15 protein-coding genes are annotated in these 19,959 nt (G+C 71.4%); 11 read left to right on the plus strand and 4 right to left on the minus strand.

Translation table 11 applies throughout. The features are described 5' to 3' along the window. Window positions 1–18: 18 nt before the first annotated feature. A complete protein-coding gene (helR, locus tag NCG93_RS07090) occupies window positions 19–2,157 on the minus strand; it encodes an RNA polymerase recycling motor ATPase HelR (protein ID WP_194414645.1) in 2,139 nt (712 codons plus the stop codon). Window positions 2,158–2,420: 263 nt separating this feature from the next. On the opposite strand from helR, the gene NCG93_RS20325 reads away from it, so the two are divergent. After that, window positions 2,421–4,664: a winged helix-turn-helix domain-containing protein gene (locus NCG93_RS20325; protein ID WP_194414644.1), complete on the plus strand. Its 2,244-nt coding sequence runs from the start codon at window positions 2,421–2,423 to the stop codon at window positions 4,662–4,664. A gap of 21 nt (window positions 4,665–4,685) precedes the next feature. On the opposite strand, the gene NCG93_RS07100 is transcribed toward NCG93_RS20325, so the two are convergent. Next, window positions 4,686–5,012 (minus strand): carboxymuconolactone decarboxylase family protein, encoded by a 327-nt coding sequence (locus NCG93_RS07100; protein WP_194414643.1) that lies wholly within the window; start codon window positions 5,010–5,012, stop codon window positions 4,686–4,688. A gap of 335 nt (window positions 5,013–5,347) precedes the next feature. Here NCG93_RS07100 and NCG93_RS07105 point away from each other — a divergent pair, with 335 nt between their 5' ends. From NCG93_RS07105 to NCG93_RS07120, 4 genes are read left to right on the plus strand one after another with little or no spacing between them, the layout of a single operon-like run. Continuing rightward, window positions 5,348–6,196, plus strand: a complete 849-nt coding sequence (locus NCG93_RS07105) for a Rossmann-like and DUF2520 domain-containing protein (RefSeq protein ID WP_194414642.1) — start codon at window positions 5,348–5,350, stop codon at window positions 6,194–6,196. Beyond that, a complete protein-coding gene (gene panC / locus NCG93_RS07110) occupies window positions 6,193–7,044 on the plus strand; it encodes a pantoate--beta-alanine ligase (RefSeq protein ID WP_194414993.1) in 852 nt (283 codons plus the stop codon). The genes NCG93_RS07105 and panC overlap by 4 nt, the downstream gene beginning before the upstream one ends. Beyond that, entirely contained in the window at window positions 7,044–7,892 is an 849-nt protein-coding gene (gene panB, locus NCG93_RS07115; protein WP_194414641.1) for a 3-methyl-2-oxobutanoate hydroxymethyltransferase, read from the plus strand. Before panC ends, panB begins: the two co-directional genes overlap by 1 nt. Before the next feature lie 59 nt (window positions 7,893–7,951). After that, the gene (locus tag NCG93_RS07120; RefSeq protein ID WP_194414640.1) at window positions 7,952–8,692 is read left to right on the plus strand and encodes a cupin domain-containing protein; all 741 of its coding nucleotides are present in this window, start codon (window positions 7,952–7,954) and stop codon (window positions 8,690–8,692) included. Between the two features lie 78 nt (window positions 8,693–8,770). Here the strand turns inward: NCG93_RS07120 and NCG93_RS07125 are convergent, their stop codons facing one another. Further along, window positions 8,771–9,781 carry a hydroxyacid dehydrogenase gene (locus NCG93_RS07125; RefSeq protein WP_252787479.1) on the minus strand — a complete coding sequence of 337 codons (1,011 nt, stop codon included), beginning with the start codon at window positions 9,779–9,781 and terminating at the stop codon, window positions 8,771–8,773. Next, window positions 9,778–11,778 carry a DUF2264 domain-containing protein gene (locus NCG93_RS07130; protein ID WP_241741900.1) on the minus strand — a complete coding sequence of 667 codons (2,001 nt, stop codon included), beginning with the start codon at window positions 11,776–11,778 and terminating at the stop codon, window positions 9,778–9,780. The genes NCG93_RS07125 and NCG93_RS07130 overlap by 4 nt, the downstream gene beginning before the upstream one ends. Window positions 11,779–11,864: 86 nt before the next feature. Between NCG93_RS07130 and NCG93_RS07135 the strand changes: the two genes are divergently transcribed. The 6 genes from NCG93_RS07135 (at window position 11,865) to NCG93_RS07160 (ending at window position 19,947) form a co-directional block, all read left to right on the plus strand. Further along, on the plus strand, window positions 11,865–12,938 hold the full coding sequence (locus NCG93_RS07135) for a LacI family DNA-binding transcriptional regulator (RefSeq protein ID WP_194414639.1): 1,074 nt from the start codon (window positions 11,865–11,867) through the stop codon (window positions 12,936–12,938). 115 nt (window positions 12,939–13,053) lie between these two features. Next, window positions 13,054–14,385, plus strand: a complete 1,332-nt coding sequence (locus NCG93_RS07140; RefSeq protein WP_194414638.1) for an ABC transporter substrate-binding protein — start codon at window positions 13,054–13,056, stop codon at window positions 14,383–14,385. A gap of 61 nt (window positions 14,386–14,446) precedes the next feature. Next, window positions 14,447–15,409 carry a carbohydrate ABC transporter permease gene (locus tag NCG93_RS07145; protein WP_194414637.1) on the plus strand — a complete coding sequence of 321 codons (963 nt, stop codon included), beginning with the start codon at window positions 14,447–14,449 and terminating at the stop codon, window positions 15,407–15,409. Next, window positions 15,406–16,302, plus strand: coding sequence for a carbohydrate ABC transporter permease (locus NCG93_RS07150; RefSeq protein WP_194414636.1), 897 nt, complete (start codon window positions 15,406–15,408; stop codon window positions 16,300–16,302). The genes NCG93_RS07145 and NCG93_RS07150 overlap by 4 nt, the downstream gene beginning before the upstream one ends. A 5-nt stretch (window positions 16,303–16,307) precedes the next feature. Next, a complete protein-coding gene (locus tag NCG93_RS07155; RefSeq protein WP_194414635.1) occupies window positions 16,308–16,937 on the plus strand; it encodes a hypothetical protein in 630 nt (209 codons plus the stop codon). Between the two features lie 265 nt (window positions 16,938–17,202). Next, the gene (locus tag NCG93_RS07160; RefSeq protein ID WP_194414634.1) at window positions 17,203–19,947 is read left to right on the plus strand and encodes an exo-rhamnogalacturonan lyase family protein; all 2,745 of its coding nucleotides are present in this window, start codon (window positions 17,203–17,205) and stop codon (window positions 19,945–19,947) included. Window positions 19,948–19,959: the final 12 nt, after the last annotated feature.

Below are 19,959 nucleotides of genomic sequence, written 5' to 3' on the forward strand. Positions count from 1 at the left end.
GGCATCCCCGCCCCGCGGCTACCCCTCCAGCACCGCGAGCTGCTGCGTGGCCCGGGTCATCGCGACGTAGCGGTCGACCGCGCCCTCGATGCCCTCGCCGAAATCCGACGGCTCGACGAGCAGCACGAGGTCGAACTCCAGCCCCTTGGCGAGCTCGGGGGTGAGCGACCGCACCCGTTCCTGTGGTGCGAACGACCCGTCGCCGATGACGACCGCGGTGCCCTCGGGATGCCGCGTGAGCCAGTCGTCGAGGATCGTGTCGCGCTCCGACACCGCGCGGTGAAGCACGGGGATCCCGCTCGAGCGGATCGACGTCGGCACGTTGGCATCGCGGATCGCCGCCCGGATGACGGGCTCGGCCTCGGCCATCACTTCGCTGGGCGTGCGGTAGTTGATGGTGAGCGAGGCGATCTCGACCTCCGTGAGACCGACGCGCTCGAGCCGCTCCTGCCACGACTCCCGGAAGCCGTGCCGCGCCTGAGCCCGGTCGCCGACGACCGTGAAGCTGCGCGACGGGCAGCGGGCCAGCAGCATCCGCCATTCCGCATCGGTGAGCTCCTGTGCCTCGTCGATCACGATGTGCGCGAACGGCCCCGCGAGCAGGTCGGGGTCGGCCGACTCGAGCACTGATTCGTCGACCAGGCTGTTGCGGAGGTCCTCGCCGTCCAGCCACTGCATCATCTCGTCGCCGGCCTCCTTCAGCCGCTCGACGACCTGCGACATGTACTCCCGCTCGCGGGCGAGCCGGGCATCGCGCTGCCGCTGACGCAGGGAGGCCGCGGGATCGCCGAGCCGGCGCCGGGCGGCGTCGAGCAGCGGAAGGTCCGACGTGGTCCAGGCGGCGGGAGCGCTCCGCTGCAGCGCATCGACCTCGTCGGGCGAGAGCCAGGGCGCGCACCGGCGCAGGTAGGCGGGGACGCTCCACAGATCGGAGACGACGACGGATGCCTCGACCAGCGGCCACGCCCGGGCGAAGGTCCGCGTGAGCTCCTCGTTCCGCGCGAGCGCCCGGCGCAGCTGGTGCAGCGGCACCTCTTCGCCGTCCGCCTGGTCGATGAGGATGTCGAGCACCGTATCCCATACCTGGTCGCGCGCCTCGTTGTGGGGTATGCCGGGTTCGGCCGAGGCGAAGGCCTCGGCCCAGTCCTGCGGGCTGAGCCGCAGTTCGCCCCACGGGGTCTCGACGAGGAGAGGCTTCATCGGGGGCTCCTCGTACAGCCGGACGGCAGGCTCGATCGCGTCGATCATGCGGCCGTCGGCCTTCAGCCGTGCGACGGCCGGATCAGGCTCGGCCGCGGCGACCGCACCCTCGGTGACCATGTCCCGCAGCGTGCAGGTCTGCACGCTCTCTTCGCCGAGGCTCGGAAGCACGTCCTCGACGTAGGAGAGATAGGCGGGACTCGGACCGACGAACAGCACGCCGCCGCGCCCTTCGCCGAGGTGCGGATCGGAGTACACGAGATACGCCGCGCGGTGCAGCGCGACCACGGTCTTGCCGGTGCCGGGGCCGCCATCGACCACGAGTGCGCCCCGCGACCCGGCCCGGATGATCGCGTCCTGGTCCGCCTGGATGGTGCCGAGCACGTCGCGCATGCGCGGTGAGCGGCTCGCGCCGAGGCTCGCGATGAACGCTGACTGGTCGTCGAGGGCCGCATTGCTCCGCAGCCCCTCGGGGGTGAACACCTCATCCCAGTAGTCCGTCACGCGGCGTCCGGTCCACCGGTAGCGGCGTCGACTCGCGAGTCCCATCGGCTGCGCATGGGTCGCGGCGAAGAACGGCTCGGCCGCCGGGGTGCGCCAGTCGACCAGCAGGCGCCGGCCCGCAGCATCCCTCAGTCCGAAGCGGCCGATATAGGTCGGCTGCGAGCCGTCCGCGGGGACCATCCGGCCGAGGCACGCATCGACGCTGAAGCGGCGGAGGACGCGCAGGCGGGCGGAGAGCCGGTGGATCTCAAGGTCTCGCTCGAGCCCGGCCTGGCCATGGCCGCCAGGCTGACGGCGCAGCACCTCGAGGCGATCCTCGATGCCGGCGATCGACTGGTCGAGGCTCTCGGCGATCGCGGCGAAGTGGCGTTCGTCGTCGCCGACGAGTGCAGGGTCCGACTTGGCGGTGAGACGGTCGGGCAGCTGAAAGGGGCTGGTCTGAATCGGATTCACGGCATCTGCTCCTGGCGGATTCTGCGACGCGGGTGGGGAGGGAGAACGGGCGGGAGCGCGTCGCGACCGACCAGTATGCGCCCTCAGGGGGCCCTTGCGGCAAGGCCCCCTGGCGCCGTTATCCTGGTAGTGGCAGGAAGTCGCTGCGGCCGGACGGGGAGGTCCGGATCGCGGCAGGAACCGCACGGGTCGCATTTCCGCCGGCGTCTGCGATGAGTCCGGCGTGTTGGTGGCCCGACCCACGCGCCCCTAGGATGCGGAAAGTGACGGAGACTCTCCGTGAGCCGGCCCTGGGGGGACCCGACTTGCAGGCGGTGCTGCTCAGCAGCAAGATCCAGACCCCTCCCGCTCGGCCCGGAGCCGTCAGCCGGCGCGCCCTCATCGACCGCGCACGCGACAGCGGCGCGCGCGTCGTCTCGGTCACGGCCCCGGCCGGATACGGCAAGTCCACCCTGCTGGCCGAGTGGGCAGCCAGCGATCCGCGAACCGTCGCGTGGGTCTCGCTCGACCGCACCGAGGTGGACCCCGCATCGCTGCTGTCGGTGATCGCCGCGGCATCCGTCTCGTTCTCGCCGGCAGCCGCGTCCGTCATCGCCGACATGCGCGGTGTCGGGACGGCGGCGCTCGGCCGCTCGGCGCCGATGCTGGCCGGTGTCCTCGCCGCCGCACCGGAGAGCTTCGTGCTGTTCGTCGACGACCTCCACTGGGCGGACTCGCCCGATTGCCAGGACGCGATGGAGGTGCTCTTCGCGCACGTGCCCGAGGGATCCCAGATCGTCTTGGCGAGCCGCCGGGAGCCCTCGCTCATCGCGCGCCTGCGTGCAGCCGGAGACGCCTCGGAGATCACCGCCGCGGATCTGTCGCTCGATCATGCCGGCGCCCGCGCCATCTTCGAGCACGCCGGCGCCGAGGGCGTCGACGACGCGGACCTGCACTCCATCGTGGAGCGCTGCGAAGGCTGGCCGACAGGGCTGTTCCTGTGCGCGCTGGTCGCACGATCGGGTGGGGATGCGGCATCCGTCACCGGTGAGGACCGATTCGTCGCCGACTATCTGTATCGCGAATGCGTGGCCCGACTTCCGGAGGACACGCAGTCGTTCCTGCGCCGCACCTCCGTGCTGGACCAACTCTCCGCGGCGTCCTGCAATGCGGTGCTCGGCATCGAGGACTCCCGCGCTCGGCTGCGCGAGATCGAGACGGCCAATCTCTTCCTCATCGGGATGGACCACCATCGCGGGTGGTTCCGCTTCCACCCGCTGTTCCGCGAATTCCTGGCGACGGAGCTCGAGCGGGCCGAGGGTGCGGCCGCTGTCGCCGAGCTGCACCGCCGCGCCGCCTCGTGGCATGAGATCAACGGTGCGCCCGCGCAGGCCGTCGAGCACCTGCTGCAGGCGGGCGAGATCGAGCGCGCCGCGGATCGCATCGCCGAGCTCGGCCTGCCGATGTACCAGCTCGGGCAGGTCTCCACGGTCAGACGGTGGCTCTCGCAGCTCGGCGACGACCTCGTGCGCAGCTATCCGTCGCTCGTCGTGTCGATGACGTGGACGGCGATCCTCCTCGGCGACGTGCCGGCGGGGGAACGGTGGTCGCGCATCCTCGAGGGGTTCGATGTCACCGCCCTTCCCGAGCCGGATCGCGTGCCGTTCGAATCGGCTCGCGCCATGGTCCGTGCCGCGCTGTGCGAGCACGGGCCGGAGCGCGTCATGATCGACGCTGCCTACGGCATGGAGCACGAGCCGGCGACGAGCCCCTGGCGCGATCAGGCCCTGCACCTGTGGGGATCGGCGCACCTGCTGGTCGGCGACCTCCCGGCGGCGAAGAGCGCGTTCGAAGAGGCGATCGACGTGGCGACGGCCATGGGCAACCCTGACACCGTCATCCTGTGCCGGCCCGAGCTCGCCCTGCTCGAGGTCGATGCGGGCCGCTGGGGCAGCGCCCGGGAGCACGCGGAGCGCGGCATCGAGGCCATCGACGTGAGTCACATGGACGGCTACCCGACCACCGCGCTGGCGCTGGCGGTGGCGGCGCGGGTGGCGCTGCACCACGGCGAGCGCGAACACGGCACGCGCCTTCTGGCGCGGGGGATGCGCGCGCGCATCGGCTGCACCCGCCTCCTCCCGTACGTCTCCATCCGCGCGAGGATCCAGCTCGCGAAGGCTCATGTCGCGCTGGGCGACCGTTCTGCGGCGTGGCACCTGGTCCGCGAGATCGACGACCTTCTACGCAAGCGCCCGGACGTCGGAGTCGTCGTGGGGCAGGTGGAGGAGCTGCGGGACGCCCTCGCCGCCGAGCCCGCCGCGGGCGGCTCGGTGCCGCTCACGCCGGCGGAGCTGCGCCTGCTGCCCTACCTGCAGACCCATCTGACCATCGCCGAGATCGGTCAGCGCCTGTTCATCTCACGCAACACGGTGAGCTCGGAGGTCGGGTCGATCTACCGCAAGCTCGCCGTCACCACGCGCGGCGCGGCCGTCGAGCGCGCGAGCGCACTGGGGCTGCTGGGCGGCTGACGGCGTCGTCGTGCCGGCGCGTCAGAGGAACGGGTCGGGCACGAGGTCGTCGCCGTAGCCGAGCGCTGCGGCGATCCGGGGCGCCGCGGCGACCGCGCGAGGAAGTCCGACGACGCCGACCATGCCGTCGAGCACAGCGACCATCTCGTGGATCGTCACGCCCGCGGCGACCGCTTCGTCGACGGCCGAGCGCATCGACGCGGCCGGAGCCGACGACGCGATCAGGGCGCCGATGCGGATCAGAGCGATCGTGCGGCCGTCGAGCGCCTCGGACCACGGTGCCTCCGAGCCGTCCGCGAGGGAGGCGTCGTCGACGCAGAACCGCCGGAGCCGTTCGACATCGTCCACGTGTTCTCCTCCACAGCAGCCCAGCGACGTAGAGCCAGTGCACTACGGGAGAGGGCCGCGCGCACCATTCAGATCGCATGATCACTGCGTCGCGCGCCCCGCGAAGCGTCGCGCGGGCCTGCGGATGTGGTCGGGTCGACGCCTTCCGCAGGAGAACTGCGTTCCACAGGACCTTGGAACGTTGCAACCTCCCGTGGAAGCGCGGTTGACCTGTTGGCGGGCCGGGCGCGGGGGAGGGCATGCGCGGATGGCGCCGCCCCCCCGGGCGGAGCGGGCAGGAACCGCAGGGTACTTTTGAACCTGGTTCACCAGCCGCGGACACAGGAGGGGCGACGATGCCGGACCTCGACTCCGCTCACGCGCGCGCGGCTGCGGCGCTCGGCGCGATCGCGATCGTCGGCGACGGACGGATGGGGCGATCCCTCGTAGCTGCCCTGCGCGGCGCGGGCGCCGACGTGCGGGGGCCTCTCGGCCGAGGCGCGACGGCCCACGACGCCGACCTCGTGCTGTTGGCGGTTCCGGATGCCGAGATCGCCGCAGCTGCGCATCACATCGCCGCCGGACGCCTCGTGGGGCACCTCTCGGGTGCGACGACGCTGGAGCCTCTCGCACCGCACGAGGCCCTCGGCATCCATCCCCTCATGGCGGTTGCGAGTGACGACGCCTCGTTCGCGGGCGTGCCGGCGGCCGTCGCGGGGTCGTCGCCTCGGGCGCTCGAAGCCGCAGAGGCGCTCGCGCAGGCACTCGGCATGACGCCGTTCCAGATCGACGACGTCGACCGTGCGGCGTATCACGCCGCGGCGTCGATCGCCTCGAACTTCCTGGTGACCCTCGAGGGCTTCGCGGACGGGCTCGCCGCGACGGCCGGCGTTCCGCGAACGGCCTTCGCACCGCTCGTGCGCGCCACGGTCGAGAACTGGCAGGCGCAGGGAGCGGCATCCGCGCTCACCGGTCCCATCGCGCGCGGCGACGACGCGACGGTGGCGCGCCAGCGCGCGGCGGTGGCAGAGCGGATGCCGGAGCGCCTCGCCCTGTTCGACGCCCTCGCCGCCGCGACCCGCGACCTCGCCGCGACTCGCGCATCGCGCCCGACCGGAGCGCCCGGCGCTCCCGCGACCGCGGCCACCGCCTCCACCCCCGCCACCGCCGCGGACGGCTCGGCGCCGGAGGAGGCCTCGTGGTGATCGTCGTGCGCACGGTCGCCGACCTGCGATCCGCGCTGCGCGATCGTCGTGGCGGCCGCATCGGGCTCGTGCCGACCATGGGCGCCCTCCACGAGGGACACCTGTCGCTCGTGCGCGCCGCGCGCCGAGACAACGACACGGTCGTGATGTCGATCTTCGTGAATCCGACGCAGTTCAACGAGCAGGCCGACCTCGCCGCCTACCCGCGCACCGAGGAGGCCGACGTCGCGCTCGCCGCCGAAGCGGGCGTCGACCTGGTGTTCGCGCCCGATGCCGGCGAGATGTATCCGTCCGGCTTCGCCACGACGGTGAGGGTGACCGGACCGGTCGCCGAGACGCTCGAGGGCGCGCAGCGCGGCCGGGCCCACTTCGACGGCGTCGCGACGGTCGTGACGAAGCTGCTGCTGGCTGCGCTGCCCGACGCCGCCTACTTCGGCGCCAAGGATGCGCAGCAGGTCGCGGTGCTCCGCCGCCTGGTCGCAGACCTCGACGTACCGGTCGAGCTCGTCGTGTGCCCGACGTCCCGCGACGACGACGGACTGGCGCGTTCCAGCCGCAACGCGCGGCTGTCGCCCGACGAGCGCGCCCGGGCGCTGGCCATTCCGCGCGCACTGCGGGCTGTGACGGATGCCGCGGCCTCCGGCATCCGTGAATCAAGTGCGCTGCGCGACCGCGCGCTGGACGTGCTCGCCGAGGGGATGATCGCGCTCGAGTACGTCGCGTTCGTCGACCCCGACACGTTCGAGCCGGTTGCCCGGGCGGAGCGGCCGACGCTCGTCGCGATCGCGGCGCGCGTAGGCACGACCCGGCTCATCGACAACGCTGTGATCGACGGAGGAGGTGCGTGATGCGCCCGCAGGTGACGCTTCGGCGGCTGGAAGAGATGAAAGCCGGCCACGAGCCCATCGTGATGGTGACCGCCTACGACTACCCGACGGCGCGCGTCGCCGAGCGGGCGGAGGTCGACATGGTGCTCGTCGGCGACTCGGGCGCGCAGGTGGTGCTGGGCTACGGCTCCACCGTCGCGGTCTCTGTCGACGAGATGCTCGTGCTCGCCCGTGCCGTCCGCCGCGGCGTGCGGTCGGCGTTCGTGGTGTGCGACCTGCCGTTCGGCTCGACCGAAGTGTCGGATGAGCAGGCCGTCGAGACGGCGGTGCGATTCGTGCGGGAGGCGGGCGCCGACGCCGTGAAGCTCGAGGGCGGCGGCGAGACGCGCCTGAGCCGGATCCGCGCGATCGCGGGGGCCGGCATCGCCGTCGTCGCGCACGTGGGCCTGACGCCGCAGACCGCGGTCGCGCTCGGCGGCATGCGCGCGCAGGGCCGCACGGCCGATTCCGCCGCGCGGTTCGCGCGCGAGGCGGTCGCGGTGCAGGAGGCCGGCGCCAGCCTGCTCGTGGTCGAGGCGGTGCCGGCCGAGGTCGTCGACGTCGTGCTGCCCGCGCTCGACATCCCCGTGATCGGGATCGGCGCCGGTCGTGCGGACGGCCAGGTGCTGGTGATGCACGACCTCCTCGGCATCACCGAGGGCAAGACGGCGGCCTTCGTCAAGCGTTTCGCGGCCGTCGGCGACGAGATGGTCGGGGGCGTCGCGGCGTACGCGGCGGAGGTGCGCAGCGGCGTCTTCCCCGGTGCCGAGCACGGCTACAGCGCGAACGAGGCCGCGGTCGCGGCAGCCCGCGAAGCGCTCCCGAGGTAAGTCGGCGACGGTACAGCCGTCGAGCCGACGCGAGCGCCCGACGCGACGAAAGGAACGAGATGTCCCTCACCCCGCCGACCTTCCCCGGCGCGACCTCCGTCTCGCTGCTCGATGTCTACGACGATGCCGCGCCCGACGGTCTGCGCGGCGGGAGCCCGCACCTGCACCTCGCGTCGACCGAGTGCTACGTCGTGATCGGGGGCCGTGGTGAGCTCCACACGATCGACGCCGGCGGTGCGCGGCAGACCCCGCTCGGCGAGGGCTCGGTGGTGTGGTTCACGCCGGGCACCATCCACCGTGCCGTCAACCACGGCGATCTGAAGGTGCTCGTGGTCATGGGCAACGCCGGGCTACCCGAGGCGGGCGACGCCGTCATGACCTTCCCCGCCGACATCGTCGCCGATCCCGAGCGGTATGCCGCGGCTGCCGCGCTTCCGTCCGGACCGCTGCAGGAGAGGGCGGATGCCGCGGCCCGGCGCCGCGACCTGGCCGTCGAGGGCTACCTGAGGCTGCGCGCAGCCGTCGACGCCGGCGATGCAGGACCGGTCCGTGCGTTCCAGGCGGCGGCAGCGGCCCTGGTCCGCGACAGGTCGGCCGCGTGGACCGAGATCGTGGAGCGCGGCCCGGCCGCCCAGGCCGAGCGCAGCCTCGATATCGTGCGCGCGCTCGCCCAGGGCGACGCGACCCACCTCGGTGCGGCCGCGGTATCGCAAGCGCCGGCGCTGACCGGTGAGCGGGGCTTCGGCATGTGCGGCCGGCTCCGCGCCTACGACGTGCGCGGTCCCGCAGGGAGCCGCTGACGCGGAGAGGCACGGCCTCCCGCGGCCGCTCCAGAATCCCGCCCGTCTCGCGGAGACCGATCGCAGTCTGCCGCCCTCTTAGGCGATACGAGCGAGATCGGGAGAGGTGACCTCGTCAGCGAGCTCGCCGGTCCGCACGAACCGCTGCACTTCGGCGACGACGTGGTCTCCGATGCGCCGCAGCTCGTTGCCGATCGACCCGGCGATGTGAGGGGTGAGCGTCGCGCCCGGAAGGGAGAAGAGCGGATGCCCCGGGGGAAGCGGCTCGGGATCCGTCACATCGAGGACGGCCCTGAGTCGGTCGGTGCGCAGCTCGTCCACCAGGGCGTCCGTGTCGAGGAGCGAGCCGCGCGCCGTGTTGATGAGGGTCGCTCCATCGGCCATCAGTGCGAGCTCGTCACGGCCGATCATGCGGTAGGTCTCCGGCAGCGCCGGCGCGTGGATCGTGACGACCCGCGAGCGGGTGAGGAGCTCCGGGAGCGTCACGAGCTCGGCCCCGAGCTCGGCGGCCTCGACGCTGGACAGCGACGGATCGACGAGAAGGCACTCGATGTCGAAGGGCTGGAGCAGTTCGAGCACTCGTCGGCCGATCCGCGACGCCCCGATCACGCCGACGGTGATGTCGAACGCGCCCACGTCGCCGCGTGGCCGAGCGGCGAGCATGTCCTGAGTCCGCTGGAAGTCGGACGCCGAGCGCAGCACGTCGCGCGCGCTGAGCAGGATGGTCGCGAGCGTGTACTCCGCGACGGGGACGGCGTTCGCGCCGGCCGCGCTCGAGACGCGGATGCCGCGTTCCCACACGGCCGGGGTCACGAGGCGCTTCACCGACCCTGCCGCGTGGACCACCGCCCGCAGGCGCGGCCAGTGCGAGAGCATCGTCTCGTCCAGGCGGGGAGCGCCCCAGCCGGTGATGAGGATCTCGGTGTCGGCGGTCGACGCCGGGACGGACGGCAGATCGGGAGTCAGCACGGTCTCGTGCACGGCGACGACGCGGTCGAGCTCCGCGCGTGCGCGGGCGCTGAAGAGGTCGGCCGCGAGCTGCGGCGACTCCATGGCGAGGAGTGCATTCGGGCGCGACTGCGGGTTCACGCACGCACCCCGTCGGCCGGTACGACATCGACGGCACCGTCGCTCCAGCGCACGGTGATGCGATCCGCCGCGATGTCGACCACAGGCGGCGTCTCCAGATCGAGAGTGCTCTCCGCGCCGACCGCCACGAGTGCGGCGACGACGTCGCCTTCGGCGGCGGGCACGGTGCCTCGGGCCCATGGCGTGACCGAGCCCTCGGCGAACGGGTCGCCACCGGTTCGGTGGGCGAGGCCGTGCTGCTCCAGCCCCCGAACGCCGATGACTGTCGACGCCACCCCGTCATCGCGGGTCGCTGTAGAAGCAGCTGTCGCGCGCCACCGGCCGTCATGCACCGGCAGCGCCCAGCCGCCGATGCGGAACGTCCACGGCTCTTCGGCTTCGGGCCACGCCGCATCGAGGTCGTCGATGGCCGACGGCTGCGGGTCGGACACCACGGCGTTCCACCACGCCAGCCTCACCTCCCGGACGCCGTGCACGACGGACGCGACGGTGACGCGGGGTCCGCGTCGAAGGGCCGCCCACGCTGCCATGTCGGCGACCGCGCCCGCCGTGGCGGGGGTGTCCAGCCAATGCACCCGCGAGCGCGAGATCGCGACGCGGTCGCCGAGGTGCACACGCTCGATCCGGTCGCGATGGGACGGCGCTCCGGCCGCATCGAGGAGTGCGACGTGCGATTCGAGCGGCTCGGCGGCGCCGGCCATGGACAGGTCGGGGGACGTCACGGTGGAGTAGCCCAGCCGGTGGTAGAAGGGATTGTCCGCGCGAGCCCCGCCCGCGGGGCTGCGGAACCCGTCGGAGCCGTGGTTCAGCACACGCGCGATCCCGTCGGCCTCGGAGCGGACCACCAGCCATCCCGGAGCCGTGAAGGAGCGCACGCTCACCGACTCGGGCGCATCCGGAGTCTCCGGCACAGCCGACCATTCGGGGTGCTGTTCCGGCAGGAGGAGGCCCATCATGCCCTTGCTCGCCCAGTAGGTCGAGGACGAACCGGTGTACGCCTGGCGCAGCGCGCGGAACTCGCGGTGCCAGCCGATCGAGAGCAACCCGCGCTCGTCGATCGCGCCGCCTTCTACGAAGCGGTCGAGAACCGCGTCGGCGAGCGCTCGCGTGGTGCCCGTCGGCAGCGGCGTCTCGCCGGCGATCGCGCCGGCCCAGAACGGGGCGAGCGTCGCGAACCGGTAGGTGAGCGAGCGGCCCTGGAAGAGCGGATCGCCGGTGCCGCCCACGAGGTCCCGGGCCTGGTCGAGGAATGCGCGCAGGCGCTCGCGGTGGACCGGCGCGAGCTCTGAACCGAGGATGCGCGCGTGCAGGAGCGGGTAGACGTGCCACGCCCAGCCCGCGTAGTGGTCGAAGTTCTGCTGCGATCCGTCCGGTCCGGCGCCGTCGGAGTACCAGCCGTCGCCGCGGTACAGGCTCTCCTGGATCTCGGTGTTGCGATCGAGGTCGTCCTGGCGCCACGGGCCTCCGACCGACTGCAGGAAGGCCTCGATGACGGTCTGGAACCACGTCCAGTTGTTCGTGTAGCCGCCGGTGCCCACCACGCCGGCCAGCCAGTCCACCGTGCGCTCCTGGACCGTCGGTTCCAGCTGCTCCCATAGCCACGGCCGCGTCTCCGAGAGAAGGATCGCGACGGATGCCGCCTCGGGCACCGCCTGGCGCCGCTCCGCGATGGACGGCCAGCGTTCCCCGTGGGAGGGGTCGGTTCCGGCCGTGAGACCGCGAGCGTAGCGCTCGATCAGGTGCGCCGGGTCGTCGCCGTCCGCGCCGCGGGTGCGGAAGGCGGCGAGCAGGCCGGTGCGAGCATATCCCTCGAGTCCGTCGCTCCAGCGCCCGGAGGCGCTGGCGGGACCGGGCAGCACGATGAGCGAGCCGCTCGGGGACGCGTACGGGGCGACGCTCTCGAGCAGTCGGTCCGCGAGAGCCTCCCAGCGGCCTCGTCCTGTCGTCGCCGCTGCTTCCGGTTCCCGGTACGTCATCGTCACCCGTCGATCGTGCATTACGCTCCTGTAGCCATCGGCCCTTTCGGACAATTCCGATCAGCATCGGCCAAACGAAACAGACTGCGACGGACGGACTTCGCACCATGACGGGACACAACTCGCTGCCGAGGACACGCCACGAGCATCTGCTGCGGCAGGTGGCTCTGCACGGCAGCGTGAGCGCCGCCGACGTCGCCGCAGAGCTCGGCGTCTCACAGGTCACGGTCCGTCGCGACATCGTGGAGCTGGAGAAGGCGGGCAAGCTGGCCCGGGTCCACGGCGGTGCGATCGGCGTCGGCGCCCCGGCGATCCCGCAGCCCGCCCGCACGAATGTCGGCGTGGTGGTCCCGGGTTCCGTCAGCCACTATCCCCAGATCGTGCGCGGAATGGATGCCGCATCCCACGGCGTCCGGACGCGCGTGGTGCTAGCCACATCGCAGTACCGGGAGGATCTCGAGCAACGGCAGGTCGAGCGCCTCATCGAGATCGGCGTGGCGGGTATCGTCTTCGCGCCGACGATGCGCAATCGCACCGAGGCCGAGCTGGCCGAGTGGGTCAGCACCATCCCCGTGCCGGTCGTGTTCCTGGAGCGACGGCTGGAGTCCACCTCCCTGGCCGTCTACGACAGCGCTCGTACCGACCACGAGCGCGGCGCCGAGCTCGCGGTGGAGCACCTCGCCGGGCTGGGGCACACGGCGGTGGGCCTGGCGCTGTTCGATCGCACGCCCACCGCCCCGCTGGTGCGGGAGGGATATCGCGCCGCCGTGGCGCGGCTCGGGCTCGATGAGGCGCCCTCCGTGGCGCTGCCCAAGGGAGAGGGTGACGGTGATCCGCTCGACGCCGCGCTCGTGGCGTTCCTCGAGGCCTGTCGCACGGCGGGGACGACGGCGGCGCTCGTGCACACCGACGTCCATGCCGCTCGGCTCGTGGAGCTGGCGATGGATCGCGGCATCCGGGTTCCCGACGACCTCGCCGTCGTCGCCTTCGACGACGACACCGCGGGACTCGCGATGGTTCCCCTCACCAGCGTGACGCCGCCCGGACGCGATCTCGGCCACGAGGCGATGCGGATCGTGACCGAGCGGATCGCGGCACCCGACAGGGCGTCCAGCGCCGCCCGGCACATCACGATGCTGCCGCGTCTGACCGTGCGCGACTCGTGCGGAGCGAGTGTCTGATCGGTTTTGTCCGCTTGGCACGACCGGTCGCCACGCCGACCTACATTGTCTCTGCACAGCCCCCGGTGCACTTCCGCCGGGTGGCCGACGAGAGGCAACGAGCAAGGAGGCTCCGATGACAACCCGAGCAATCACCAGTGCCGCCAGGTCCACGGCACGGCGAGGCGCACTCACCGCGGGGGCCATCCTCGCGGTCGGCAGCCTCGCCGTCCTCACCGGCTGTTCCGGCGGGGGCACCGAGCCGGCTGCTTCGGCGGACCCGGACGAGAAGGTCACGCTCAATTTCGCATGGTGGGGTGATGCGAGCCGTGCAGAGCGGTACGAGGCGGCCATCGACCTCTTCGAGGAGCAGAACCCCAACATCACCATCCAGACCAGCTTCGCGAGCTTCGGCGACTACTGGACGGCGCGCAACACCGAGGCCGCGAGTCGCACCCTTCCCGACGTGTTCCAGATGGACCTCGCCTACCTCGCCGAGTACGGCGGGTTCGGCCATGCGCTGCCCCTCGACGAGTACCTCGGCGACACCATCGCGACCGACGCCATCGAGCCGTCGCTCGTGGAGGCTGGTGCGGTCGACGACCAGATCTTCGGCCTCGCATCCTCGAGCAGCACGCTGGCGACGCTCTTCAACGGCCCGCTGCTCGAGCAGCTGGGGGTGGAGGTGCCCGAGGGGCCGCTGACATGGGATGAGTACGACGACCTCCTGGCGGAGGTGTCGGCCGCCGGCGCCTCGGGCGACCCGGTGGTGTACGGATCGCTGGACTACACCCAGTACTTCTGGCTGTTCCAGATCTGGCTCGGACAGCAGGGCCTGTCGTTCATCGAGGACGGCGAGCTCGGCTTCGAGCAGGCCGATCTGGCCGATTGGTGGTCGCGCAGCGCGACGATCCAGGAGTCGGGCGGCGCGATGCCTGCCGAGCGGCAGGCGCAGTTCGAGGGCGTCGACGCGCTCGGTGCGGCCGAGATCGCGAGCGACATCAGCTGGGCGAACTTCCTTCCCCGCTTCAGCGAGGGCCCGGCGGCGCCGGAGCTGTCGCTCGCGATGCCGCCGTACGACGACGAGGACAACACGGGCATGTTCCTCAAGCCGGGGCTCATGCTGTCCATCGGCACCAACAGCGAGCATCCTGCGCAGGCGGCCGCTTTCATCGACTTCCTGGTGAACGATCCCGAAGTCGGCGCGATCTTCGGAATGTCGCGCGGCGTGCCCGCCTCGGCGACGGCTGCCGAGGGCATCGAGGCGAGCGGGCTGGACGAGCAGATCCTCGCCTACCAGGAGGCCGTGGCCGACAAGCTCGACGGCCAGGCGCCGCCCGCCGTTCAGGGGCTGGGCACGCTCGAGCAGACGTTCGTGACGATCAGCCAGGACGTCGCCTATGGGGCGGCCACGCCCGGCGAAGCCGCTGAGCGCTGGTTCGCCGAGGCAGAGAACGCACTGAAGTGACCGCGACGCAGGCGGCGTGCACGGCTGCACGCCGTCTGCGCCACCCGGGAGAGGCAACGTCATGACCGTCGACACACTCGCTCCGCCGGCACCGCCGGAACAGCTGACACCCCCTCCGGCGCCGCGCCGACCCCGGCGGCGGTGGGAGGACATCCGCGCGGGGTACGTCTTCCTGGCGCCCTGGCTCGTCGGGTTCCTCCTGCTGACAGCGGGACCCATGGTGGCGTCGCTGTACCTCGCCTTCACCGACTACAACCTGTTCAGCCCGCCCCAGTGGGTGGGGTTCGACAACTTCGTGCGACTGTGGAGCGACCCCGACTACCTTCAGGCCTGGAAGGTCACCGCCGTCTACGTCCTCGTCGGCACGCCGCTGAAGCTGGCGGCGGCTCTCGGCGTCGCCCTCATCCTGAACGCCGCGTTCCGCGGGAGCGGCTTCTACCGGTCCGCGTTCTACCTGCCCTCGCTGGTGGGGGCATCCGTGTCGATCGCCGTCGTCTGGAAGGCCATGTTCATCGATGACGGGCCGGTCGACAGCATCCAGCAGTTCTTCGGCTTCCCGGCCGGCGGCTGGGTCGGCGATCCGGACAAGACCATGCCGATGCTCATCCTGCTCGCGGTGTGGCAGTTCGGTGCGCCCATGGTGATCTTCCTCGCCGGACTCAAGCAGGTGCCCCACGAGCTCTACGAGGCCGCATCGGTCGACGGCGCCGGACCGATCCGGAAGTTCGCGGCGATCACCATTCCGATGCTCTCGCCCGTCATCTTCTTCAACCTGCTGCTCGAGACGATCAACGCCTTCCAGGTGTTCGCCTCCGCCTTCATCATCTCGGGTGGAACGGGCGGCCCCGCACGCTCGACGCTCTTCTACACGCTGTACCTCTACTTCCGCGGGTTCCGCGACTTCCAGATGGGATACGCATCCGCCATGGCCTGGATCCTGGTGCTCGTGATCGCCTTCATCACGGTGATCTTCTTCCGCAGCTCGAGACTCTGGGTCCACTACGCAGGGGATGAAGGACGATGAGTGCGACGCAGCTGCTCGTGACCTCCGATCGCGGCCGACGCCGCTCCCGCGACCGCCGCAGGTGGACGCTCAAGGAGGTGGTGTTCCACGTCGTCGTGCTCGCGATCCTCGTCGTCATCCTGTACCCCGTGGCGTGGATGCTGCTGTCGACCTTCAAGCCCTCTTCGCAGATCGTCGGCAACGCCGAGCTCCTGCCGCGCCACGTCACGATCGAGAACTACGAGACAGCCCTCGGCGGGATCGGCGGGGTCTCGTTCTGGACCTTCTTCCAGAACTCGACGATCCTCGCCGTGCTGTCGGTGATCGGGGTCGTCCTGTCGTCCGCGCTCGCGGCCTACGCCTTCGCGCGGATCGACTTCCCGGGCCGCACCGCGTACTTCGGCATCATGATCGGGACGCTGCTCCTGCCGTTCCACGTCGTGATCATCCCGCAGTACATCATGTTCAACGCCTTCGGCATGGTGAACACGTTCACGCCGCTCCTGCTCGGGAAGTTCCTCGCGACGGAGGCGTTCTTCGTCTTCCTCATGGTGCAATTCATGAGGGGCCTCCCGCGCGAACTCGACGAGGCGGCCCGCATCGACGGCGCCGGCCACTACCGCACCTTCTGGTCGATCATGCTGCCGCTGCTGAAGCCCGCGCTGGTGACGAGCGCGATCTTCACCTTCATCTGGACGTGGAACGACTTCTTCGGCCCGCTGCTGTACCTGAAGGACCCGGATCTCTACACGCTTCCCATCGCGCTGCGGCTCTTCGTCGATCAGAGCTCGTCGGCCGACTACGGCGGCCAGATGGCGATGGCGGTCCTGGCCCTGATCCCGGTCTTCCTGTTCTTCCTCATCTTCCAGCGCTACCTGGTCGACGGGGTCGCCACGCAGGGGCTGAAGGGCTGAGCCCGATGACCACCACCAGAACGGCCCCGGCCCCGCCCGGGAGGCGGACGGCGCCCGCCGGGGCGCGGCGCATCGCCCGGGTGATGTCGGGCCGCGGCCTCGCGCTCTTCTCCGAGACGATCGTCGTCAGCCTGGCGGTCGCGGTGCTCGCGATCCCCGCCGTCACGGCGCTTCCGGCCCTGGCCGCCGGTGCGGCGCATTTCCGGCGCCACGTCGAGGGGGAGGCGGACTCGCTGGTCGAGCTCGGACGCGACTTCCTCCGGGCGCTCCGGCGCGGCTGGCTGTGGGGTCTCGTCGCGGCAGCCGGGTTCGCAGCGATCTCGGTGACGCTCACCAGCCCGATGATCTCGGCGATGCCGGGGGGCGAGGTGTTCCGCTGGGCGTCGGGTCTGCTCGGTGCAGGCGGTGCGGTCGTCCTGCTTCGTGCGACGGCAGGCTGGATGCCGTCCTCTTCGTGGAGCGCACTCATCCGCGACGCCGCCGGGGATTCCGCGCGCGACCTCACCGGCTCGGCGCTGCTGCTGCTCGCGCTCGCCCTCACGGGGGTCGTCGTCTGGATGTTCGCGCCGCTCGTCGTGCTCGTGCCCGGAATGCTCGTGCTCGCTGCCCGTGCGGTCGTCGCCCGGGCCCACTGACGATCGGCCGTCGCCGGCGGGCAGGCGAAGCGACGCTCGGGGAGGTCGCGCGCTCCGCCGGCGTGTCCCCATCGGCCGGGCCGTTGCCGCATCGGGCGGCCCGGATGCCTCATCCACCTGCGGGCGAGAACCGGTCGCTGGCAACGCTCGCGGCGCCGGCTTGACCGCTTTTGTCCGATTGATCAGCACAGCCGACGTGCGCGCCTAGTTTCGGTGTCGGTCGGGGCCAGCGACGGCTCCGCGGATTCATCGAGGAGTCATCGCCATGGACATCAGTCGTCGGACACTGCTGCAGTCGACGGTCGCCGCGGGGGCCGCCGCGGCATTCGCAACGGGATCGCCCGCCGCCGCCGGCGCCGCACCTGTCGTGCGCGGCGCGTTCGGTCAGCCCGTCGCTCAGGCGCTCACCGGACACGGCCCGATCCCGCTCCGCTGGCTGGAGGGCGGGACCCCCGCTCAGCTCGTGGCAGGCACGACGTGGGGAGTGCCCTGGCCGCGGGGCGCGCTCAGCCCGGATCAGGCCTTCGCCCTCGTCTCCGAGACCGGCGAGTCCGTGCCCGTCCAGACCTGGCCGACGGGCTGGTGGCCCGACGGGTCGGTGAAGTGGACGGCTCACGCGGTCAGCGGGGCCTCCGGCCGTTCCGCCGGCTACACGCTGCAACCGGGGACGCCCGCGGCGCCGGCATCCGCGATCACGATCGATGAGAACCCGGGCCGGGTGATCGTCGACACCGGCGTCGTCCGCGTCGAATTCCCGAAGCATGGACCGAATCTCATCTCGGCGATCCGGCGCGGCGCGTCGGTCATCGCCCAGGACGGCCGCCTGGTCGCCTCTCGCCAGGACGGCCCCGACACCGATGGTGCCGAGAAGGTCGCCCGCGAGTGGTTCAAGAGCGAGGTGTCCGAGGTGAAGGTCGAGCAGGCAGGCCCGGTGCGGGCGGTGGTGCGGGTCACCGGCAGCCACCGCAAGGGCAACCGCAGCTGGTTGCCGTTCGACGTGCGCTTCTACCTGTATGCCGGATCCGATGGAGTGCGCGTCGTGCACAGTTTCGTGTTCGACGGTGACGAGAACGCCGACTTCCTCACCGGCCTCGGCTTCCGCTTCTCCGTGCCTCTGGCGGCGCAGCTTCATGACCGGCACATCCGGTTCGCGGGCGAAGGCGCCGGTGTCCTCGGCGAGGCGGTCCGTGGCATCACCGGCCTCCGGCGCGACCCGGGCGCGGCCGCGCGGGACGCGCAGATCGCCGGCACGTGGACGCCGGATCCGGCGACCTGGGACCAGCGCGTGACGTCGCGACTCCAATGGATCCCCGCGTGGGGCGACTACAGCCTCAGCCAGCTGACGGCGCACGGCTTCGAGATCCGCAAGCGCACGTCGTCGGGCCACTCCTGGATCCGCGTCGACTCCGGGAGGCGTGCCCGCGGCCTCGCGTACGTCGGCAGCCCTGCCGGCGGCCTGGCGTTCGGCATGCGCAACTTCTGGCAGCTGCACCCGACGGAGCTCGAGATCTCGGGCGCGGGCACCGACCTCGCCACCGCGACGACCTGGATGTGGTCGCCGAAGGCGGACGCGATGGACCTGCGGTTCTACCACGACGGCATGGGGCAGGACACCTACCCCGAGCAGCTCGACGCTCTCGAGATCACCTACGAGGACTACGAGCCGGGCTTCGGGTCGCCGTACGGCACCGCGCGCACGAGCGAGTTGAGCTTCTGGGCGCTGGGCGCCACCCCGACGGCCGCCGACTTCACGGCGCTCGCCGACGCCAACGCCACGCCGCCGCTCCTGGTGAGCTCTCCGGAGCACAACCACTCCGCGGGCGTGTTCGGCGCGTGGGCGCCGGTCGACCGGTCGAACCTCGCGAAGATCGCGGTCGAGGACAAGCTCGCCTTCATGCACCAGCACTACGTCCAGCAGGTCGACCAGCGCTCCTGGTACGGCTTCTGGGACTACGGCGACGTCATCCACGAGTACGACCGCGACCGGCACGTCTGGCGCTACGACATCGGCGGGTACGCGTGGGACAACTCGGAGTTGAGCACCGACATGTGGCTCTGGTACCACTACCTGCGGACGGGGGATGCGACGGCCTTCCGCTTCGCCGAGGCGATGACGCGGCACACCGGCGAAGTCGACGTCTACCACCTGGGCAAGTACCGCGACCTGGGCACCCGTCACGGCATCATGCATTGGGGCGACAGCGCCAAGCAGCAGCGGATCAGCAACGCCGGCTATCGCCGCTTCTACTACTTCCTCACCGCCGATGAGCGCGTCGGCGACCTGATGCACGACCTCGTCGACGCCGACAAGACCTTCCTCGTGCTCGATCCCGCGCGGAAGATCCGCACCGACGCGTACACGCCGCAGCCGGAGGCGCTGGGTGTGTCGAACACCACGGACTGGGGTGCGCTCGCGCTGGCCTGGCTCGCGGAGTGGGAGCGGAACGGCGACCCGATCGCGCAGACCAAGCTCATCAACGGCGCGAAGACGATCGCGGCGATGCCGAACGGCTGGGCGCAGGGCGGCACCCTGCGCTACAACCTCGCGGACGGCTCATACGCGGAGGAGACCGAGCGGACGGTGGAGGTCGGGTCGCTGGACTCGGTCTTCGGTCTGATCGAACTCATGACCGAGCTGATCGAGCTCATCGACGACCCGGAGGTCACCGCGCAGTGGGTGACGTACTGCCGCCTCTACAACGGCACGTCCGCAGAGCAGCAGGAGGCGACCGGCGTCTCGTGGGGGAGTCAGAACCTGCGCCAGGCGTACTCGCGGGCGACGGCGTACGCGGCGCATCAGCTCGGCGACGTCACGCTCGCCCAGCGCGCGTGGCGCGAGTTCCGCACCGGGCACGCCGGCTACCCCGAGAGCCTGGCGTTCACGGCGACGCGCATCGACGGACCCGCCGTGCTCAATCCCGTCGACGAGGCGCCGTTCAGCACCAACGCCAGCGCGCAGTACGGGCTGGCCGCGATCCAGAACCTCGCCCTCGTCGGCGACCACATCTGACGGGGGAGTGAC

The sequence above is a fragment of the Microbacterium yannicii genome (assembly GCF_024055635.1).
GTDB lineage: Bacteria > Actinomycetota > Actinomycetes > Actinomycetales > Microbacteriaceae > Microbacterium > Microbacterium yannicii.

Excerpts from the sequence above, each read along its gene's own strand:
- NCG93_RS07105 (WP_194414642.1), top strand. The coding sequence starts at position 5,348 with ATGCCGGACCTCGACTCCGCTCACGCGCGCGCGGCTGCGGCGCTCGGC.
- panB (WP_194414641.1), top strand. The coding sequence starts at position 7,044 with ATGCGCCCGCAGGTGACGCTTCGGCGGCTGGAAGAGATGAAAGCCGGC.
- NCG93_RS07120 (WP_194414640.1), top strand. The coding sequence starts at position 7,952 with ATGTCCCTCACCCCGCCGACCTTCCCCGGCGCGACCTCCGTCTCGCTG.
- NCG93_RS07130 (WP_241741900.1), bottom strand. The coding sequence starts at position 11,778 with ATGCACGATCGACGGGTGACGATGACGTACCGGGAACCGGAAGCAGCG.
- NCG93_RS07135 (WP_194414639.1), top strand. The coding sequence starts at position 11,865 with ATGACGGGACACAACTCGCTGCCGAGGACACGCCACGAGCATCTGCTG.
- NCG93_RS07140 (WP_194414638.1), top strand. The coding sequence starts at position 13,054 with ATGACAACCCGAGCAATCACCAGTGCCGCCAGGTCCACGGCACGGCGA.
- NCG93_RS07145 (WP_194414637.1), top strand. The coding sequence starts at position 14,447 with ATGACCGTCGACACACTCGCTCCGCCGGCACCGCCGGAACAGCTGACA.
- NCG93_RS07150 (WP_194414636.1), top strand. The coding sequence starts at position 15,406 with ATGAGTGCGACGCAGCTGCTCGTGACCTCCGATCGCGGCCGACGCCGC.
- NCG93_RS07155 (WP_194414635.1), top strand. The coding sequence starts at position 16,308 with ATGACCACCACCAGAACGGCCCCGGCCCCGCCCGGGAGGCGGACGGCG.
- NCG93_RS07160 (WP_194414634.1), top strand. The coding sequence starts at position 17,203 with ATGGACATCAGTCGTCGGACACTGCTGCAGTCGACGGTCGCCGCGGGG.